The sequence below is a fragment of the Edaphosphingomonas haloaromaticamans genome, from assembly GCF_001853345.1.
GTDB lineage: Bacteria > Pseudomonadota > Alphaproteobacteria > Sphingomonadales > Sphingomonadaceae > Sphingomonas_E > Sphingomonas_E fennica.
In genome coordinates this window covers 4,511,148-4,527,443 of sequence record NZ_MIPT01000001.1, presented here as the reverse complement: position 1 = coordinate 4,527,443, position 16,296 = coordinate 4,511,148, and the positions used below count along the sequence as shown (strand labels likewise).

The following is a 16,296-nucleotide window of genomic DNA, read 5'->3' as shown; positions in this document are numbered from 1 at the left end:
ATGTCCGACGCACCCGACTACCGCGAAACCGTCTTCCTGCCGAAGACCGCCTTTCCGATGAAGGCCGGCCTCGCCGCGAAGGAACCGGCGATTCTGGCGCAGTGGGCGGCGGACGACATTTACGGCCGGCTGCGCGAGGAGCGCGCGGGCCGCGAACGCTTCATCCTCCACGATGGCCCGCCCTACGCCAATGGCGACATCCACATGGGCCACGCCATGAACAAGGTGCTGAAGGACATCATCGTCCGCAGCCAGTCGCTGCTCGGCAAGGATGCGCCCTATGTGCCCGGCTGGGACTGCCACGGCCTGCCGATCGAATGGAAGGTCGAGGAAGCCTATCGCGCGAAGAAGCTGAACAAGGACGAGGTCGATCCCGTCCAGTTCCGCGCCGAATGCCGCGCTTATGCCGAAAAATGGGTGGGCGTGCAGCGCGAACAGTTCAAGCGGCTGGGCGTGATGGGCGATTGGGACGATCCCTATCTCACCATGAAGTTCGACGCCGAGGCGGCGATCGTCGGCGAGCTTCTGAAGTTCGCGGAATCGGGCCAGCTCTATCGCGGCGCCAAGCCGGTGATGTGGAGCCCGGTCGAAAAGACCGCATTGGCCGAGGCCGAGGTGGAATATGAGGATATCACCTCCACCCAGATCGACGTGGCGTTCGAGATCGTGGAGTCGCCGATCGCGGAGCTAGTCGGCGCTCATGCGGTGATCTGGACGACGACGCCGTGGACTATCCCGGTCAACCAGGCTTTGGCTTATGGACCGGACGTCGAGTATTGCTTATTCAAACTTGGTATTGCCGTGGATAGTCATCCTGGCGTCAATATCTTTGAGAATCCTGCTGTAAAGCAATGGCATGACCGCTTCATCGTAATTGCCGCCGATAAAGTGTTGTGTGCTGAATTCGAGGAGCGTTTCAGCAACTTATGGCCGGGCGCTGCGTGCACGCTTATTGAACAGAAGCGCTTCAAAGGCTCCGAGCTAGCGGGCACCCTAGCCCGCCACCCGATGCACCATCTCGGCGGCTTCTTCGCCAAGCCCCGCCCGCTGCTGGCCGGCGATTTCGTCACCACCGACACCGGCACAGGCCTCGTCCACATGGCGCCGGACCATGGCGAGGACGATTTCCTGCTGTGCAAGGCCAACGGCATCGATCCCGTCTTCGCGGTGGCCGATGATGGCAAGTATCGCGCCGACTGGGGCTGGCTCGGCGGGCAGGGCTCCGTCATCAATCCGAAGTTCAACGCGCCGGACGGGCCGATCTGTTCGGACCTGCGCGAAGCGGGCGCGCTGCTGGCGGCGAGCTACGACTATAAGCACAGCTATCCGCATAGCTGGCGGTCCAAGGCGAAGGTGATCTTCCGCTGCACGCCGCAATGGTTCATCCCGATGGATCGCGAGATCGGCGGGCGCGAGGCGCTGCCGGTGGTGGAATCGGGGGTCGAGGGCGATACACGCGGCCACGCGCAGGGCAACGGCCCGACCTTGCGGCAACTGGCGCTGGACGCGATCGAGCGGACGCGCTGGGTGCCGGAGAAGTCGCGCAACCGCATCCATGCGATGGTGGAAGGCCGGCCGGACTGGGTGATTTCGCGCCAGCGCGCCTGGGGCGTGCCGATCGCGCTCTATGTGCATCGCAAGACCGGCGAATATCTGCGCGACACCGGCGTCAACGCCCGCATCGTCGATGCCTTCAAGGCGGGCGGCGCCGATGCCTGGTTCACCGCCGATCATCAGGCGCTGCTGGGCGATGCCTATGCCGCCGCCGATTATGAGCCGATCAACGACATCCTCGACGTGTGGTTCGATTCCGGCTCCACCCACGCCTTCACCATCGAGGCGCGATACGGGGAGGGCGTGCGCGCCAACCTCTATCTGGAAGGGTCGGACCAGCATCGCGGCTGGTTCCAGTCCAGCCTACTCGAAAGCTGCGGCACGCGCGGCCGCGCGCCTTATGATGCGGTGCTGACCCACGGCTTCGCGCTGGACGGGCAGGGCCGCAAGATGTCCAAGTCGATCGGCAACGTCGTCGATCCGCTGAAGATCATCAACGAAAGCGGCGCCGATATCCTGCGCCTGTGGGTCGCCTCGACCGACTATTTCGAGGACGTCCGCATCGGCAAGGAAATCCTGTCGGGCACGTCGGATGCCTATCGCAAGCTGCGCAACACCTTCCGCTACCTGCTCGGCGCGCTGGACGGCTTCGACGAGGCGGAGCGGCTGCCGGTGGCGGAAATGCCGGAGCTGGAGCGCTATGTCCTCCATCTGCTGGCAAAGCTGGATGCGGAACTCCGCCGCGCGGCGGATGCGTTCGAATTCAACGCCTTCGCCCGCGCGCTGACCGATTTCGCCAATAACGACCTGTCGGCCTTCTTCTTCGATATCCGCAAGGACAGCCTTTATTGCGATGCCCCAGGCAGCGCGAAGCGGCGGGCCTATCGCACCGTGCTCGACACGCTGTTCCACGCGCTGGTGCGCTATGCCGCGCCGATCCTCTGCTTCACCGCCGAGGAAGTATGGGGCACCCGCTACCCGGAAGCGGGCAGCGTGCACCTGCTGGAATGGCCGGTGGTGGATGCCGGCTGGGCGGATGACGCCATGGCGGCGAAGTGGAGCCGCCTGCGCACGCTCCGCGCGCTGGTGACCGAAGCGGTCGAGCCGCTGCGGCGCGAGAAGAGGCTGGGATCGAGCCTGGAGGCGGAGATCATCCTCGGCCTGGGCGATGCCGGCGATCGCGCGGCGGTGGCTTCCGTTCCGTTCGACGAAATCTGCATCGTTTCCAGCCTGTCCACCGCGGAAACCGATGGCGAGGGGGTGACGGTGATCGTCACCGAGCGCCACAAATGCGGCCGCTGCTGGCGCCACCTGCCCGAGGTGACGCAGGACGGCACGCTCTGCGGCCGGTGCGACGAGGTGGTGAATGGGTGATCGCCGCCCGCGCGTCGCGCTGGGGCTTGCCGCCGCCGCGATCGTCTTCATCCTCGATCAGCTGCTGAAGTGGCTGGTCAGCGGCCCGCTCGACCTCCAGGTCGTGCGCGAGATCGAGATCACCTCCTTCTTCAACCTGCGCTGGGTGGAGAATTACGGCGTTTCGATGGGCTTCCTCACCGCCGGCAGCGCGCTGGAACGCTGGCTGCTGGTGGGGATGACGGCCACCATCGCGCTGGTCGTGCTGATATGGATGTGGCGCGAGAAGAACCGCGCGGACACGATCGCCCTCGGCCTCGTGCTGGGCGGCGCGATCGGGAATATCGTCGATCGCGTGCGGCTTGGCTATGTCGTCGATTTCCTCGGGCCGCATATCGGCGGCTGGTATCCCTTTTTGGTCTTCAATGTCGCGGACGCCGCCATTACCATCGGCGTCCTGCTGCTGGTGCTGCGCGCCTTCCTGACGCGCGACCGTTCCGATCCTGCGGAGAAACTGAATGCGTAAGATTGTCATCGTCGGGGCCGCCACCGCATCGCTGCTGGCGCTTTCGGCCTGCGGCGGCAAGCAGGGCGGGGTGTTTGCGGGCCGCAGCGGGCCGGACGAGTTCGCCGTCGCGCGGCAGGCGCCGCTGGTGATCCCGCCCGATTTCGCGCTGGTGCCGCCCAAGCCCGGTGCGCCGCGCCCGCAGGAGGCCGATTCCTCCACCCAGGCGCTGCAGGCGATGTTCGGCGGCCAGGCCCCGCGCAGCGGCGGCGAGAGCGGGCTGATCGACCAGACCGGCAAGGCAGCCGCGCCCGCCATCCGGTCCCAGGCCGGCGACCCCGATACCGCCGTGGTGAACAAGGGCGCGGTGACGCGCGACATCATCGCGGCGCCCGAAGGCCCCGGCCAGGACGCGACGGTCACCACGCCCCAATAAGGGTGGCGGCTTTCCGCCCGTCTTCCCTTTCCCGTCCGCCCGCCCTTGCGCGGGCGGCCGCGGCATAGCCCGCCCGCGATGCGCGCGCTGATCCTCCGCCGGCTGCTGACCGCGCTGCCGACGCTGCTGGCGGTCGTCATCCTCTCCTTCCTGCTGATGAAGGTCGCGCCGGGCGGCCCGTTCGACAGCGAACGCGCGCTCGATCCCGCGACCGAGGCCGCGCTTGCCCGCGCTTACGGCCTCGATCTGCCGCTGCACGAGCAGGTGTGGCGCTATCTCCTGCGGATCGCGCAGGGGGATTTCGGGCCGTCCCTCGTCTATCGCGACTTCACCGTCACCGATCTGGTGGCGCAGGGGCTGCCGGTGTCGCTCACCTTGGGGGCGCTCGCGCTGGTGGCGGCGCTGGCGATCGGCATCAGCGCGGGGCTGTTCGCCGCCGCGCGCGCCGGCCGGCCGATCGATCATGCCATCATGCTGGCGATGACCCTGCTCACCGCGCTGCCCAGCTTCGTCACCGGGCCGGTGCTGGCGCTGGTCTTCGCGCTCTGGCTCGGCTGGCTGCCCGTATCGGGCTGGGGCGATGGCCGGCCGGCTTTCCTGGTGCTGCCGGTAATCGCGCTTGCCTTGCCGGTGGCGGGCGCCATCGCCAAGCTGGCGCGCGCGGGCCTGGCGACGGCGCTGGCGCAGGATCATGTCCGCACCGCGCGGGCGCGGGGCCTGTCGCCGCTGCGCGTCCTCGTCCGCCATGCGCTCCGGCCGGCGCTGGTGCCGGTGGCGAGCTATCTGGGCCCGGCCGCCGCCGGGCTGCTCACCGGCGCGGTGGTGATCGAAACGGTGTTCGCGCTGCCCGGCCTCGGCGGCTATTTCGTGCAGGGCGCGCTCAACCGGGATTATCCCCTGGTGCTGGCGGTGGTCATCCTCTACGCCGCGCTGATCCTGCTGTTCAACCTGATCGCCGACCTCGCTTATGGCTGGCTCGATCCGCGGATACGCGGATGAAGGCGGCGCGCCTGCCCGTCCTCCTGCTGGGGCTGGTGATCCTCGCCGCGATCGTCGGGCCGATGCTGCTGCCGTGGCGGCATGACGCCATCGACTGGAATGCCGTGCGCGTGCCGCCGGGAAGCCCCGGCCATCCGCTCGGCACCGACATGGTGGGCCGCGATCTGCTGGCCCGTTCGCTCGCCGGCACCCGGATCACCCTGCTGGTCGCGGCGGCGGCGGCCGGCGTGTCGCTGCTGATCGGCGTCGCCTGGGGCGCGGTGGCGGGCTGGAAGGGCGGCCGCACCGACGAGGCGATGATGCGGATCGTCGACGGGCTCTATGCGCTGCCCTTCATGTTCGTCGTCATCCTGCTGATGGTGCTGTTCGGCCGGTCGATCCTGCTCGTCTTCCTCGGCATCGGCGCGGTGGAATGGCTGACGATGGCCCGCGTGGTGCGCGGCCAGGTGCTGGCGCTGCGCGAACGCCCCTTCGTGCTCGCGGCCGAGGCGGCGGGCGCGCGGGCGCCGGCGATCATGATCGGCCATATCCTGCCCAATCTCGCCGGCATCGCCATCGCCTATCTGCTGCTGACGATCCCGCAGGTGGTGATGATCGAAAGTTTCCTCTCCTTCCTCGGCCTCGGCGTGCAGGAGCCGCTGACCTCGCTCGGCATATTGGTGAAGGAAGGGGCGGACGACATGGACGTGGCGCCCCACGCGCTGCTGCTGCCGGGCGGGATATTGGTGACGATCCTGATCTGCCTCACCCTGATCGGCGAGGATTTGCGGGATCGTCTGGCATGAGCGCGGTCTATGCGGTCGCGGGGCTGGAGGTGCATGCCGGCGACCGGGCGATCGTGCGCGGCGTCGATTTCGCCATCGCGGCGGGCGAATGCGTGGCGCTGGTGGGGGCATCGGGATCGGGCAAGAGCCAGACCTGCCTCGCCCCCTTCGGCCTCTCCCCGCTTCGCGCCATGGGATCGGCGCGGCTCTGCGGGGAGGAATTGGTCGGTGCGGACGAGGCGCGGCTGCGGCTGCTGCGTGCCGCCCATGCCGGCTTCGTCTTCCAGCAGCCGCTGACCGCGCTCACGCCCCATCTCAGGATAGGCCGCCAGCTGGACGAGGCATGGCGGCAGGCCGGGGCGCCCCGGCCCGACCGGCGCGATCTGGTGACGCTGATGGCCCGCGTCGGCCTCGATCGCGGCGACGAGTGGCTCGATCAATATCCCCATCGCCTGTCCGGCGGGCAGCGCCAGCGGGTGATGATCGCCGCCGCCATCGCCCACGGCCCGCGCCTGCTGGTGGCGGACGAGCCGACGACCGCGCTCGATGCCGGCCTGCGCCGCGATGTCATGGCCCTGATCGCGCGGCTGCGGCGGGAGGAAGGATTGGCGCTGCTGCTGGTCAGCCACGATCTGCCGGCGGTGGCCGAGCATGCCGATCGGGTGGTGGTGCTGGAGGAAGGCCATGTCGCCGAGGCGGGGGATGCGGCGCGGATATTCGCCGAACCGCGCGCCGATTATACCCGCGCGCTGATCGCGGCCAGCCCCCGGCTCACCGATCCGCGGCCCGATCTTCCGCTGGCGGGCGGGACATTGCTGGAGGCGCGGGGCGTCGCGGTTTCCTTTCCCCGGCCGGGCTGGCGGCGCGGGCGCATCGCGGCGGTGGCGGGCGTCTCGATCGGGCTGGGCCGGGGCGAAGGGCTGGCGATCGTCGGCGGATCGGGATCGGGCAAGTCCACGCTGGGCCGTGCCATCGCCCGGATCGGCCCGGCCGATGCCGGCGCGGTCCGCTGGCAGGGCCGGGATCTGCCGCCGCGCAAGGCGATGCGGCCGGGCGATCGGCGGCTGATCCAGCCTGTCTTCCAGGATCCGGTGGCGAGCCTCGATCCGCAATGGCGCGTGGCCGATATCATTGCCGAGCCGCTGCGCCATCTGCGGCCGGGGCTGGATGCCGCCGCGCGGGACGAGGCGGTGGCGAGGGCGATCGCCGAGGTGGAGCTGGAGCCGGCGATTGCCAGGCGGCGGCCGGCCACGCTTTCCGGCGGGCAGGCGCAGCGCGTGGCCATCGCCCGTGCCCTGGTGGCGGAGCCGGAGATGCTGCTGCTCGACGAGGCGACGTCCGCGCTCGACGTGCTGGTGGCGGGCCGCGTGCTGGATCTGCTGGCGCGGCTTCAGCGCGCGCGCGGGTTGGCGATCCTGTTCATCTCCCACGATCTGGCCGTCGCCCGGCGGCTATGCGGGCGGATCGCGGTGATGGAAGGCGGCAGGATCGTGGAGGAAGGCGATATGGAGGCGGTGATCCGCACGCCCTGTCATCCCGTCACCCGCGCGCTCGTCGCCGCCAGCGCCTGAGGGGCGGTTTGGCAAATCCGGTTCCGCCGGATTTGCCACTCGGCCCAAAAAAGAAGGCGCGTGGTTGCCCACGCGCCCTTTCTCGCTCCGGCTTGCCCGGAGTGTCGTTCAGAAGGCGACGCCGAGCGAGAAGACCACGGCATCGTCCGCCAGCCGGGGTTCGGCATAGGGGCGGATGCCCTTGATGTTGGTGCCGGAATAGGTGACGCCGGCGGTTATCACGCCGAAGGTGGCCGAGGCGCCGAGCGACCAGTCGCTGTAGCTGTGCGCATAATTGCCCAGTTCCTGATGGCCGAACTTGCCGGTCACGGTGATGGGCGTGCTCGGAATGGCGGCGGAAAGCTGGCCGTAGCTGTAGAACCAGTCCTCATTGCCCGTCGCGTTGGACGAGATCGCCCAGTTCACGCCCGCCTTCGCGGTGACGGGGCCGATCGTGTAGGACGCGCTGACATAGGGTTCGAAATAGTCGCTGTCGCCGTGGCCATCGAGATAGGTGTAATAGAGCACGGCGGCGTCGACGGTGATGCCGGCGCCGACCTCGCCCGTCCAGCCGGCGTAGAGATCGGTTTCCCAGCTGCCATAGGTGTAGCTGTCCTTCAGGTTCGACATCCAGGTGCCGACATAGAAGCCGCTCTTGTGGCTGATGGTCAGCGTCGGCTGGATGGCGAGATCCTTGTCCGTCAGCGATACGCCGCGGAAACGATAATCGGTGACGCCGGTGATGCCGCCGCTGATGGTGATGCCCTCGATCGGCTCGGTGCCGCCGGCAAAGGCGGGTGCGGACGCGGCGAAAAGGGCCAGGGCCGGAAGGCCCAGCAGAATCTTGCGCATGAGAAATGTTTCCCCTTCTTGTGTTCGTTCCATTCCCCGCGCCTTCAGCGCCGGGCCTCATTTTCCACTATAGACGTGGCGGGCCGGCTGCCTTCGGAACGGCTCTTTTGTGCATGGGCTTTTCGCACTGCACAAACGGAATTGGCCGTTCGCAAGGGGGAATCAGACAAACTGTTGCTGGATCGCAACAGATGATGTCCATGCGCGCGGCCGGCCCGGCGGGCGAATCGTTTAGGCTTTCCTTACCGGCGGCCTGCTATCACCGAAGGCGCAGATGACGGGAAATCATGCCCTTGCCCCCCCGATCCCGGCCGCGGCCGAGGATGCGGACGATCCCGGCCGGCGTTTCGCGCGGCTGGCGGGCGCGCTTGCGCTCGTGGAGCGGCTGGCGGGGATGGAATCGCCCCTGGAAGACCGGGCCTCGGCGGAAGACATCGCCGCCGGCTATGGCCGCGCGACGCCGATCGCGCGCCGGCGATTCGATGCGCTGGCATCCGAAACGGCGACGTTCAGCGCGGCGGGGATGGAGATATTGCTGCGCCAGCGCACGGCGGGCCGGGGCGATTGCCGCGCCGCCGCACGGCGCCTCGCCGCCGAGATCGCGGCCGCGCTGGCGGCTATGGCGACGCTCGTCGCCCGGCGCGGCCCGGCCGCCTGATCCCGCCGGCGCCGGCCCCGTTCAGCGGCCGGGGTAGCGATCCAGCCCGCGCTTCAGGTCGGCGATCAGATCGGCGGGGTCCTCCAGCCCGATATGGAGCCGGACGAGCGGCCCTTCCGCCTGCCAGCGGGTGGCGGTGCGGATCGGCGCCGGATCGACCGGCAGGGCCAGGCTTTCAAAGCCGCCCCAGGAAAAGCCGATGCCGAACAGGTCGAGCCCGTCGATCAGGGCGGCGCGGTCCGCGTCGCTGCCGCCGGCCAGCACGAAGGCGAACAGCCCGGAAGCACCCCGGAAGTCGCGCTGCCACAGGTCGTGGCCGGGGCAGGAGGGCAGGGCCGGATGGAGGACGCGGGCGACGGCGGGATGCGTTTCCAGCCAGCGCGCCACCTCCAGCCCGCCGGCCTGATGCTGGCGCAGCCGGACGTCGAGCGTGCGCAGCCCCCGGCTGCCCAGCGCCGCATCGTCCGGGCCGACATGCTGGCCGAAGGCGTGGGTCATGCGGCGCAATCCATCGAGCAGGCCGGGCGCCGCCGTCACCGATCCCAGCATCGCATCCGAATGGCCGACGATATATTTGGTGCAGGCGAGGATCGACAGATCGACCCCGCTGGCGATGGCGGGCAGGAAAAGCGGTGTCGCCCAGGTATTGTCGAGCAGGGTCGCGATGCCGCGCGCCTTGGCGGCCGCGCAGATCGCCGGGATATCCTGCACCTCGAAGGTGAGGCTGCCGGGGCTCTCCATGAACACGGCGCGGGTGCGATCGCCGAACAGCTCGGCTATGCCGGCGCCGATTAGCGGATCATAGAAACGGGTGGTGACGCCCATCGGCGCCAGCACGTTGCGGCAGAAAGCGCGCGTCGGCTCATAGGCCGAATCGACCATCAGCAGCTCGTCCCCCGCCTTCAGCACCGAAAGCAGCGCCATGCCGACGGCCGCCACGCCCGACGGGTAGAGCATCGTGCCTTCCGCGCCCGGCTCCAGCCGGGTCAGCGCATCGGCCAGCGACCATTGGGTCGGCGTGCCGCGCCGGCCGTAATAGAGCCGGTCGTTGGGGCTGGCGACGGCGGCGCGCAGGTCGCCCACGCTGTCGAACAATATGGTTGATGCCCGCCAGACCGGCGTGTTGACCACGCCCTGCGTCCATTCCCGCCGCCGCCCTGCCGCCACAACCTCTGTCGCGGGGCGGAAAGCCCGATCGTCCGTATCGCTCATGCCGGCCCCAGCGCCTTGGGTGTGTCGGGGCGCATGCCCCATTCGCTCCACGACCCGTCATAGAGCGCGACATCGTCCTTGCCGATCAGATGGGCGGCGAACAGCACCGTCGCCGCCGTGACGCCCGATCCGCAGGTGGTGACGAGCGGCCGGGCGAGATCGATCCCGGCGGCGGCGAATTCGGCGCGGATGCCGGCTTCGTCCTTGAAGGTGCCGTCCGCGTTCAGCAGGCGATCCATCGGCAGGCTGCGCGATTCCGGGATATGGCCGGAAGCGAGGCCGCGCGGATCGGCCTCCTCGCCCGTAAAGCGCTTCGCGCCGCGGGCGTCGACGACCTGCTCGGCCCCGCTGGCGAGGTTGGCGCGCATCTGATCGAGATCGCGGACGCGCGCCTCGTCCTTCCAGACGGTGAAGTGGCGGTGGCGCGTCTCCCGCCGCCCGGTTTCCAGCGGGCGGCCCTCGGCCTGCCATTTCTGGAAGCCGCCGTCGAGGATCGCGACCTGGTTCTTGCCGAAGGTGCGGAACATCCACCAGGCGCGCGCCGAGGTGCGGTGCGGCGTCGAATCGTAGAGGACGACGCGGCTGCCGTCGCCGATGCCCAGCGCCGCCATCCGGCTGGCGAATTTCTCCGCCGGGGGCAGCATGCCGGGCAGGGGGGAATTGGTGTCGGCCAGTGATGCCAGCCCCATGAACATGGCGCCGGGAATATGGCCCGCTTCATATTCGGTCGCCGGATCGCGCGTGGGATCGAGCGGGAAATAACTCGCGTCGAGGATGACGAGATCGGGCTCGTCCATCGCATCCGCCAGCCATCGGGTCGAAACCAGTGGGTCCATCGCCTGCTCCTTCGGCCTCCGCCTAGCCGATCGCCGCGCGCGTGGCGAGGTTGCGCAAGCCCCGGGCCTTACCTAGGTGGGGCGGCATGAACCCGATCCATCTTGGCCAGGCCAGCGCGCTGCCCGCCTCCCCCGAGGAAGCGGTGCTCGATTACGTCCCCAATCCGCGCGTCGGAAGCCTCTATCTGGTGCGCTTCGCCGCGCCCGAATTCACCTCGCTCTGCCCGGTGACGGGGCAGCCGGATTTCGCCCATCTGGTGATCGATTATGCGCCGGGCGAAACGATCGTCGAATCCAAGTCGCTCAAGCTGTTCCTGGGCAGCTTCCGCAACCACCGCGCCTTCCACGAGGATTGCACCGTCGGCATCGGCCAGCGCCTGTTCGACGAGATGAAGCCCGAATGGCTGCGGATCGGCGGCTATTGGTATCCGCGCGGCGGCATCCCGATCGACGTGTTCTGGCAGTCCGGCCCGCCGCCGGCGGGGCTTTGGCTGCCCGATCAGGGGGTCGCCCCCTATCGCGGTCGGGGATGAAGCCTCCCCGGCCCGACCGCCAGGCCGGCTTGCGCCGGCATGGCGGCCAGGCTTCAGGATGACGATTAACGCGAGCGGATGAACTGGCGGACATCCGCCGACAGCTTCTTCAGATCCTGTTCGCGCACATACATCATGTGCCCGGACTCGTAATAATGGAACTGGATGCGGCCGTCCGTGGGCATGCCGGTCCGCGACAGCGAATATTCCGCCGCGAAGAAGGGCGTGGCGAAATCATAATAGCCCTGGCCCACGAAGATGCGCAGGCCGCTATTCTCGCGCAGGCCCCGCCCGATATAGGGGGCGACGTTCATATAGACTTCCTGGTCGCGGCCGGCGCCTTCCAGCTTCCAGTCCCAGCCCCTGACCCCGCCGATGCTGATATAGTCGCGCTCGGTCTTGAAGCCGAGCGTCTGGCGGGCATAGCTGTTCATCGCCGCCGCATAGGCGCCGTCGATGCCGTAGAAGCTGGGATCATTGTCCGGCTCCTCACCCGCCGAATCATAGTCGACGCCGGTGTAGCGGCTGTCGAGGCGGCCGACGGTGAGGCCGCGATCGCGCAGCAGCTCCTTGTAGAAGCGGCTGGGCAGCACGCGCAGGTCCGCCCGGTCGAGGAACTGTTCGGACAGGCCGGTGAAGTGCGAAAGCTGCTGGCGGACGCTGGCGCGTTCCTCGGCGCCCAGCGCATTGCCCTTCAGCAGCGCGGCGGCATAGGGGCCGGCGGCGAAGGCGCGGGCCTGGGCGACGAAATCCTCCACCTTGGCCGGGCGGTCGCCGCTCACCTTGTTGTGATACCAGGCGGTCGCCGCCATCGACGGCAGGTTCAGGATGTGCGTCATCTCGTTGCCGGGCGTATCCGCGCCGGCCGCGAAATCGAGAATCGTCGAGATCAGGATGACGCCGTTGACCGCGACGTCGTTATAGGTGCCTTCCAACTCGTTCAGCAGCGCCGCCGAGCGGGTGGTGCCATAGCTTTCGCCGCCGATGAACTTGGGCGCGTTCCAGCGGCCATTCTCGTTCAGCCAGATGCGGATGAATTCGGCGATCGACTTCGCGTCCTTGGTGACGCCCCAATAATCCTTGGGGTCCTTCTTGCCGAGCGCGCGCGAGAAGCCGGTGCCGACCGGATCGATGAAGACGAGGTCGGTGACGTCGAGCAGGCTCTCCGGATTGTCGACGATCGGATAGGGCGGCGCGCCATCGTCGCGCGCGTCGGACGGGATGGCGACGCGCTTCGGGCCGAAGGCGCCCATGTGGAGCCACAGCGAGCCGGAGCCGGGGCCGCCATTGTAGAGGAAGGTGATCGGCCGGTTCGGATCGACCGGACCTTCCTTCACATAGGAGGTGGAATAGATCGCCGCGATCGGCTTGCCGTCCTGATCCTTCAGATAGGTTTCGCCGGCGGTGGCGCGATAGTTGATCGTCGTGCCGCCGAAACGGCCGCTATGCTTGGTGACGGAAACGGTGGGCGGGGGGATCTCGGCCGCCGGCTGTTCGGCCTTCTTCTCGTCCTTGGCGGGCGCGTCCGCATAAGCGGCGGGGGGGAAGGCGGCTATCGCGCAGGCAAGCAGCAACGAACGGAATTTCATGAGGAATGCAGCCCCTTTTATGGACCGCACGAGCCCCGATCCCCCCAAGACCTCGGCACATACGGCGGTTGTTGAGGCCTGCCGTTATGCCGCGCCGACGGTGATTTGCAACACTATTACAGCAGTTTGATCTCCCGCAGCCGCTGCATCAGATAATCGTGCGCGGTGATCGGTTCGGGATAGAGGTCGGGCCGGCCCTCGCCCGTGCAGCCCGGCAGCGTTTCGATCAGGAAATCGGGGCGGAAATGCAGGAAGAAGGGCATGGAATAGCGCGAGAAACCGCGTCGTTCGGGCGGCGGGTTGCGGACGCGGTGGGTGGTCGACCGCAGCATGTTGTTGGTGAGCCGCTGCAGCATGTCGCCCACATTCACCACAAGCTCGCCCTCATTGGGCGCGACCGCCAGCCAGCGGCCGTCGCGGTCGAGCAGCTCGAGGCCCGCTTCCTCGGCGCCCAGCAGCAGCGTGATGGTGTTGATATCCTCGTGCGCGCCCGCGCGGATGCCCGGCGCATCGGCCGATACCGGCGGATAATGGAGCAGGCGCAGCACCGAATTGCCGTCCGCCACCGTATCGTCGAACCAGTCGGGCGCGAGGCCCAGATAGCGGGCGATGGCGGAAAGCAGCTTGCGGCCGGTGGCGTCGAAGGCATCGAACAGCGCGAGCTGGGTTTCGCGGAAATCGGCGACTTCCGTGGGCCAGAGATTGGGCTGCATATATTCGGCGAAGCGGTGGCCGGCCGGCAGCTCGCGCCCGACATGCCAGAATTCCTTGAGGTCGGACTGGACGGCATCCTTGGCGGTCTCGACGCCGAAGGGGGTGTAGCCGCGCGCGCCGCCGGTGCCGGGCACATGATAGCGGCGCTTCACCTCCTCCGGCAGGGCGAAGAAGGCGCGGGCGGCGGCATCGGCGCGCGCGATCAGCGCGGCATCGATCCCGTGATCGGCGACGATGGCGAAGCCGTAGCGTTCGAAGCTGCCGCCCAGCGCCCGGGCGAATTCCATGGGATCGGCCCCGGCCCGCAGCAGCGAGACGGAGGCGACGCGATCCTGATCGGCATTGTGAAGGCTTGTCATGCCGCCCTTATAGTGCGGCCGTGGCGGCGCTCAATCGGCTGCGCCGAAGCCGTCCCTCATCGCCGCCGGAAGGTGATCGCCTCCCCGAACCGCTCGAAATGGAGCTTGTCCCCGTCGATCGGCAGCCGCGTGCCGTTGAAGGCGGCGCGGCCGAGATCGTTGGGGGCGAAACGCACCTCGATCCGCCGTCCGCCGCCCTTCAGGTCCAGCGGGAATTCCTGGCTGACCAGATCGTAGATCGGCAGGATCAGGTGGATGGCGCGGGGCGGCTGGGCGGGATCATAAGCGATTTCCGCCGTCCCACCCTGACGGACACGGCCTTCGACAGGCGACATCGTCGGGCCGACCAGCACGAAGGAGAAGAATTGCGGGTTCAGCTCCTTGGGCAGAACCAGCCGGGCCGTGACGACACCCGGTTCCCCGCGGCCGCGATCGGTGAAGCTGAAGGCCGGCGCGCGGACGGGATCGCTGTCCAGCACCACCGATCCGGCGGCGACGTGCCAGCGGCCGGACGCGGTCTCGTCCAGCGCGCCATAGGCCAGCCCATATTCGAAGCGGCCGTCCGGGCGGAGGATCAGCTCGGCCGCTACCTCCGCCCGCGATCCGTTATAGGCGCCGGCCAGGCTTGCCGGATCGGGCGTCGCGTCGATCGACTGGAGCAGCGCCAGCGCGGCCAGTATCAGCGCCATCGTTCCGGTCTCCCTCTGCCGCCGCCGCCGTCAGCGCCCCTTGAACAGGCCGCCCAATATGCCGCGCACGAGTTGGCCGGCGATGCCGCCCCCGCTGCGCGAACGGCCGCTGCCGCCGAAGATCTGGCGACCCAGCTCGTTCGCCACCTGCCGGCCCAATGAGGAGGAGGCCGATCGCGTGGCGGAGGTGATCGCCCTGTCCAGGGCGTCGGGCTTCGCGGCCTCGCGCTCGGCGGCGACGCGGGCGCGTTCGGCTTCCTTCGCCTGCCGGGCGGCTTCCCGTTCCGCGGCGATCCGGGCCTTTTCGTCCTCCTTGGCCTTGGCGGCATCCAGCTTCGCCTGCTCCGCGGCCGCCCTGGCTTCCGCGGCGGCGGCGGCGGCCTCCCCGGCCTTGGCCGCCAGAATCTCCTCGGCGGACTCGCGATTGATGGCCGTGTCATATTTGCCGTCGATGGGCGAGACGGAGCGGATGATCGCGCGCTCCTTCTCCGTCAGCGGGCCGACCCGGCTGGACGGCGGCTTGATCAGCGTGCGCTGCACTGGCGACGGCGCGCCATCGGCCTGGAGCAGTGACACCAGCGCCTCGCCCACCTTCAGCTCGGTAATCACGGTGGCGACGTCGATGTCCGGGTTGGCGCGGAAGGTTTCGGCCGCCGCCTTCACCGCCTTCTGGTCGCGCGGGGTGAAGGCGCGCAGCGCGTGCTGCACGCGATTGCCGAGCTGGCCCGCCACCTTTTCGGGGATGTCGATCGGATTCTGGGTGATGAAGTAGATGCCGACGCCCTTGGACCGGATCAGCCGCACCACCTGCTCGATCTTGTCGAGCAGCGCCGGGGGCGCGTCATCGAACAGCAGGTGCGCCTCGTCGAAGAAGAAGACGAGCTTCGGCTTGTCCGGATCGCCCACCTCGGGCAGCGTCTCGAACAGTTCGGACATCAGCCAGAGCAGGAAGGTGGCGTAGAGCTTGGGGTTCGCCATCAATTTGTCGGCGGCGAGGATGTTGATCGTGCCGTGACCCTTTTCATCGGTGGTGATGAAATCGGCGATGTCGAGCGCGGGCTCGCCGAAGAAGCGGTCGCCACCCTGCGATTCGAGCTGGAGGAGCTGGCGCTGGATCGATCCCACGCTCTGCTTGGTGACGTTGCCGTAGCGCGTGGTGAGATCGGCGGCATTCTCCCCCACATGGGTCAGCATCGCCTGCAGGTCGCCCAGGTCGAGCAGCAGCAGCCCCTGTTCGTCGGCGACGCGGAAGACGATCGAGAGCACGCCTTCCTGCACCTCGTTCAGCCCCATCAGCTGCGCCAGCAGCAGCGGCCCCATTTCGGATATGGTGGTGCGCACGGGATGGCCCTGCTCGCCGAACAGGTCCCAGAAGACCACGGGATTGTCCGCGTAGGCCCAGTCGGAATAGCCGATCTCGGCGGCGCGCGCGGCCCAGGTGTCGTGCAGCTTGTCGGTCGGCGATCCGGCCAGCGCCATGCCGGAAAGATCGCCCTTCACATCGGCGACGAAGGCGGGAACGCCGGCGCGGGAAAAGCCTTCGACGATGCCCTGGAGGGTGACGGTCTTGCCGGTGCCGGTGGCGCCTGCGATCAGGCCGTGGCGGTTGGCGCGGCGGAGGTTGAGATATTGGGGGCCGGCCGCGGGGCTCGTGCCGATGAAGATGCCGCTAGTGTCGTCGGTCATGCCCATG

General features: G+C 68.4%; 15 protein-coding genes. 8 read left to right on the top strand and 7 right to left on the bottom strand.

Annotated features, from left to right (window positions below):
- The 6 genes from ileS (at position 1) to BHE75_RS21015 (ending at position 7,182) form a co-directional block, all read left to right on the top strand.
- A complete protein-coding gene (gene ileS / locus BHE75_RS21040; RefSeq protein ID WP_070935253.1) occupies positions 1-2,928 on the top strand; it encodes an isoleucine--tRNA ligase in 2,928 nt (975 codons plus the stop codon).
- Positions 2,921-3,433 (top strand): signal peptidase II, encoded by a 513-nt coding sequence (lspA, locus tag BHE75_RS21035; protein ID WP_015458687.1) that lies wholly within the window; start codon positions 2,921-2,923, stop codon positions 3,431-3,433. The genes ileS and lspA overlap by 8 nt, the downstream gene beginning before the upstream one ends.
- Complete coding sequence (locus BHE75_RS21030) at positions 3,426-3,848, top strand: DUF3035 domain-containing protein (protein WP_070935251.1); 423 nt, start codon at positions 3,426-3,428, stop codon at positions 3,846-3,848. The genes lspA and BHE75_RS21030 overlap by 8 nt, the downstream gene beginning before the upstream one ends.
- A gap of 78 nt (positions 3,849-3,926) precedes the next feature.
- Positions 3,927-4,847 carry an ABC transporter permease gene (locus tag BHE75_RS21025; RefSeq protein WP_070935250.1) on the top strand — a complete coding sequence of 307 codons (921 nt, stop codon included), beginning with the start codon at positions 3,927-3,929 and terminating at the stop codon, positions 4,845-4,847.
- On the top strand, positions 4,844-5,632 hold the full coding sequence (locus BHE75_RS21020; protein ID WP_015458684.1) for an ABC transporter permease: 789 nt from the start codon (positions 4,844-4,846) through the stop codon (positions 5,630-5,632). The genes BHE75_RS21025 and BHE75_RS21020 overlap by 4 nt, the downstream gene beginning before the upstream one ends.
- Positions 5,629-7,182 carry an ATP-binding cassette domain-containing protein gene (locus tag BHE75_RS21015; protein WP_070935249.1) on the top strand — a complete coding sequence of 518 codons (1,554 nt, stop codon included), beginning with the start codon at positions 5,629-5,631 and terminating at the stop codon, positions 7,180-7,182. The genes BHE75_RS21020 and BHE75_RS21015 overlap by 4 nt, the downstream gene beginning before the upstream one ends.
- 108 nt (positions 7,183-7,290) lie before the next feature.
- Here the strand turns inward: BHE75_RS21015 and BHE75_RS21010 are convergent, their stop codons facing one another.
- Positions 7,291-8,013 carry a TorF family putative porin gene (locus BHE75_RS21010; protein ID WP_070935247.1) on the bottom strand — a complete coding sequence of 241 codons (723 nt, stop codon included), beginning with the start codon at positions 8,011-8,013 and terminating at the stop codon, positions 7,291-7,293.
- A 274-nt stretch (positions 8,014-8,287) separates the two neighbouring features.
- On the opposite strand from BHE75_RS21010, the gene BHE75_RS21005 reads away from it, so the two are divergent.
- Positions 8,288-8,671, top strand: coding sequence for a hypothetical protein (locus BHE75_RS21005; RefSeq protein ID WP_070935245.1), 384 nt, complete (start codon positions 8,288-8,290; stop codon positions 8,669-8,671).
- A 21-nt stretch (positions 8,672-8,692) separates the two neighbouring features.
- On the opposite strand, the gene metC is transcribed toward BHE75_RS21005, so the two are convergent.
- Complete coding sequence (metC, locus tag BHE75_RS21000; RefSeq protein WP_015458680.1) at positions 8,693-9,883, bottom strand: cystathionine beta-lyase; 1,191 nt, start codon at positions 9,881-9,883, stop codon at positions 8,693-8,695.
- Positions 9,880-10,719 carry a 3-mercaptopyruvate sulfurtransferase gene (gene sseA, locus BHE75_RS20995; protein WP_070935243.1) on the bottom strand — a complete coding sequence of 280 codons (840 nt, stop codon included), beginning with the start codon at positions 10,717-10,719 and terminating at the stop codon, positions 9,880-9,882. The genes metC and sseA overlap by 4 nt, the downstream gene beginning before the upstream one ends.
- Positions 10,720-10,805: 86 nt before the next feature.
- Between sseA and queF the strand changes: the two genes are divergently transcribed.
- Positions 10,806-11,252 (top strand): preQ(1) synthase, encoded by a 447-nt coding sequence (gene queF / locus BHE75_RS20990; RefSeq protein WP_070935241.1) that lies wholly within the window; start codon positions 10,806-10,808, stop codon positions 11,250-11,252.
- 65 nt (positions 11,253-11,317) lie between these two features.
- On the opposite strand, the gene BHE75_RS20985 is transcribed toward queF, so the two are convergent.
- From BHE75_RS20985 to BHE75_RS20970, 4 genes are all read right to left on the bottom strand, one after another.
- Positions 11,318-12,841, bottom strand: coding sequence for a S10 family peptidase (locus tag BHE75_RS20985; protein ID WP_070935240.1), 1,524 nt, complete (start codon positions 12,839-12,841; stop codon positions 11,318-11,320).
- Positions 12,842-12,957: 116 nt separating this feature from the next.
- Positions 12,958-13,914, bottom strand: coding sequence for an isopenicillin N synthase family dioxygenase (locus BHE75_RS20980; RefSeq protein ID WP_070935239.1), 957 nt, complete (start codon positions 13,912-13,914; stop codon positions 12,958-12,960).
- Positions 13,915-13,970: 56 nt separating this feature from the next.
- Entirely contained in the window at positions 13,971-14,603 is a 633-nt protein-coding gene (locus tag BHE75_RS20975; RefSeq protein WP_070935237.1) for a hypothetical protein, read from the bottom strand.
- A gap of 30 nt (positions 14,604-14,633) precedes the next feature.
- Complete coding sequence (locus BHE75_RS20970; protein ID WP_438830603.1) at positions 14,634-16,295, bottom strand: helicase HerA-like domain-containing protein; 1,662 nt, start codon at positions 16,293-16,295, stop codon at positions 14,634-14,636.
- Position 16,296 lies beyond the last annotated feature (1 nt).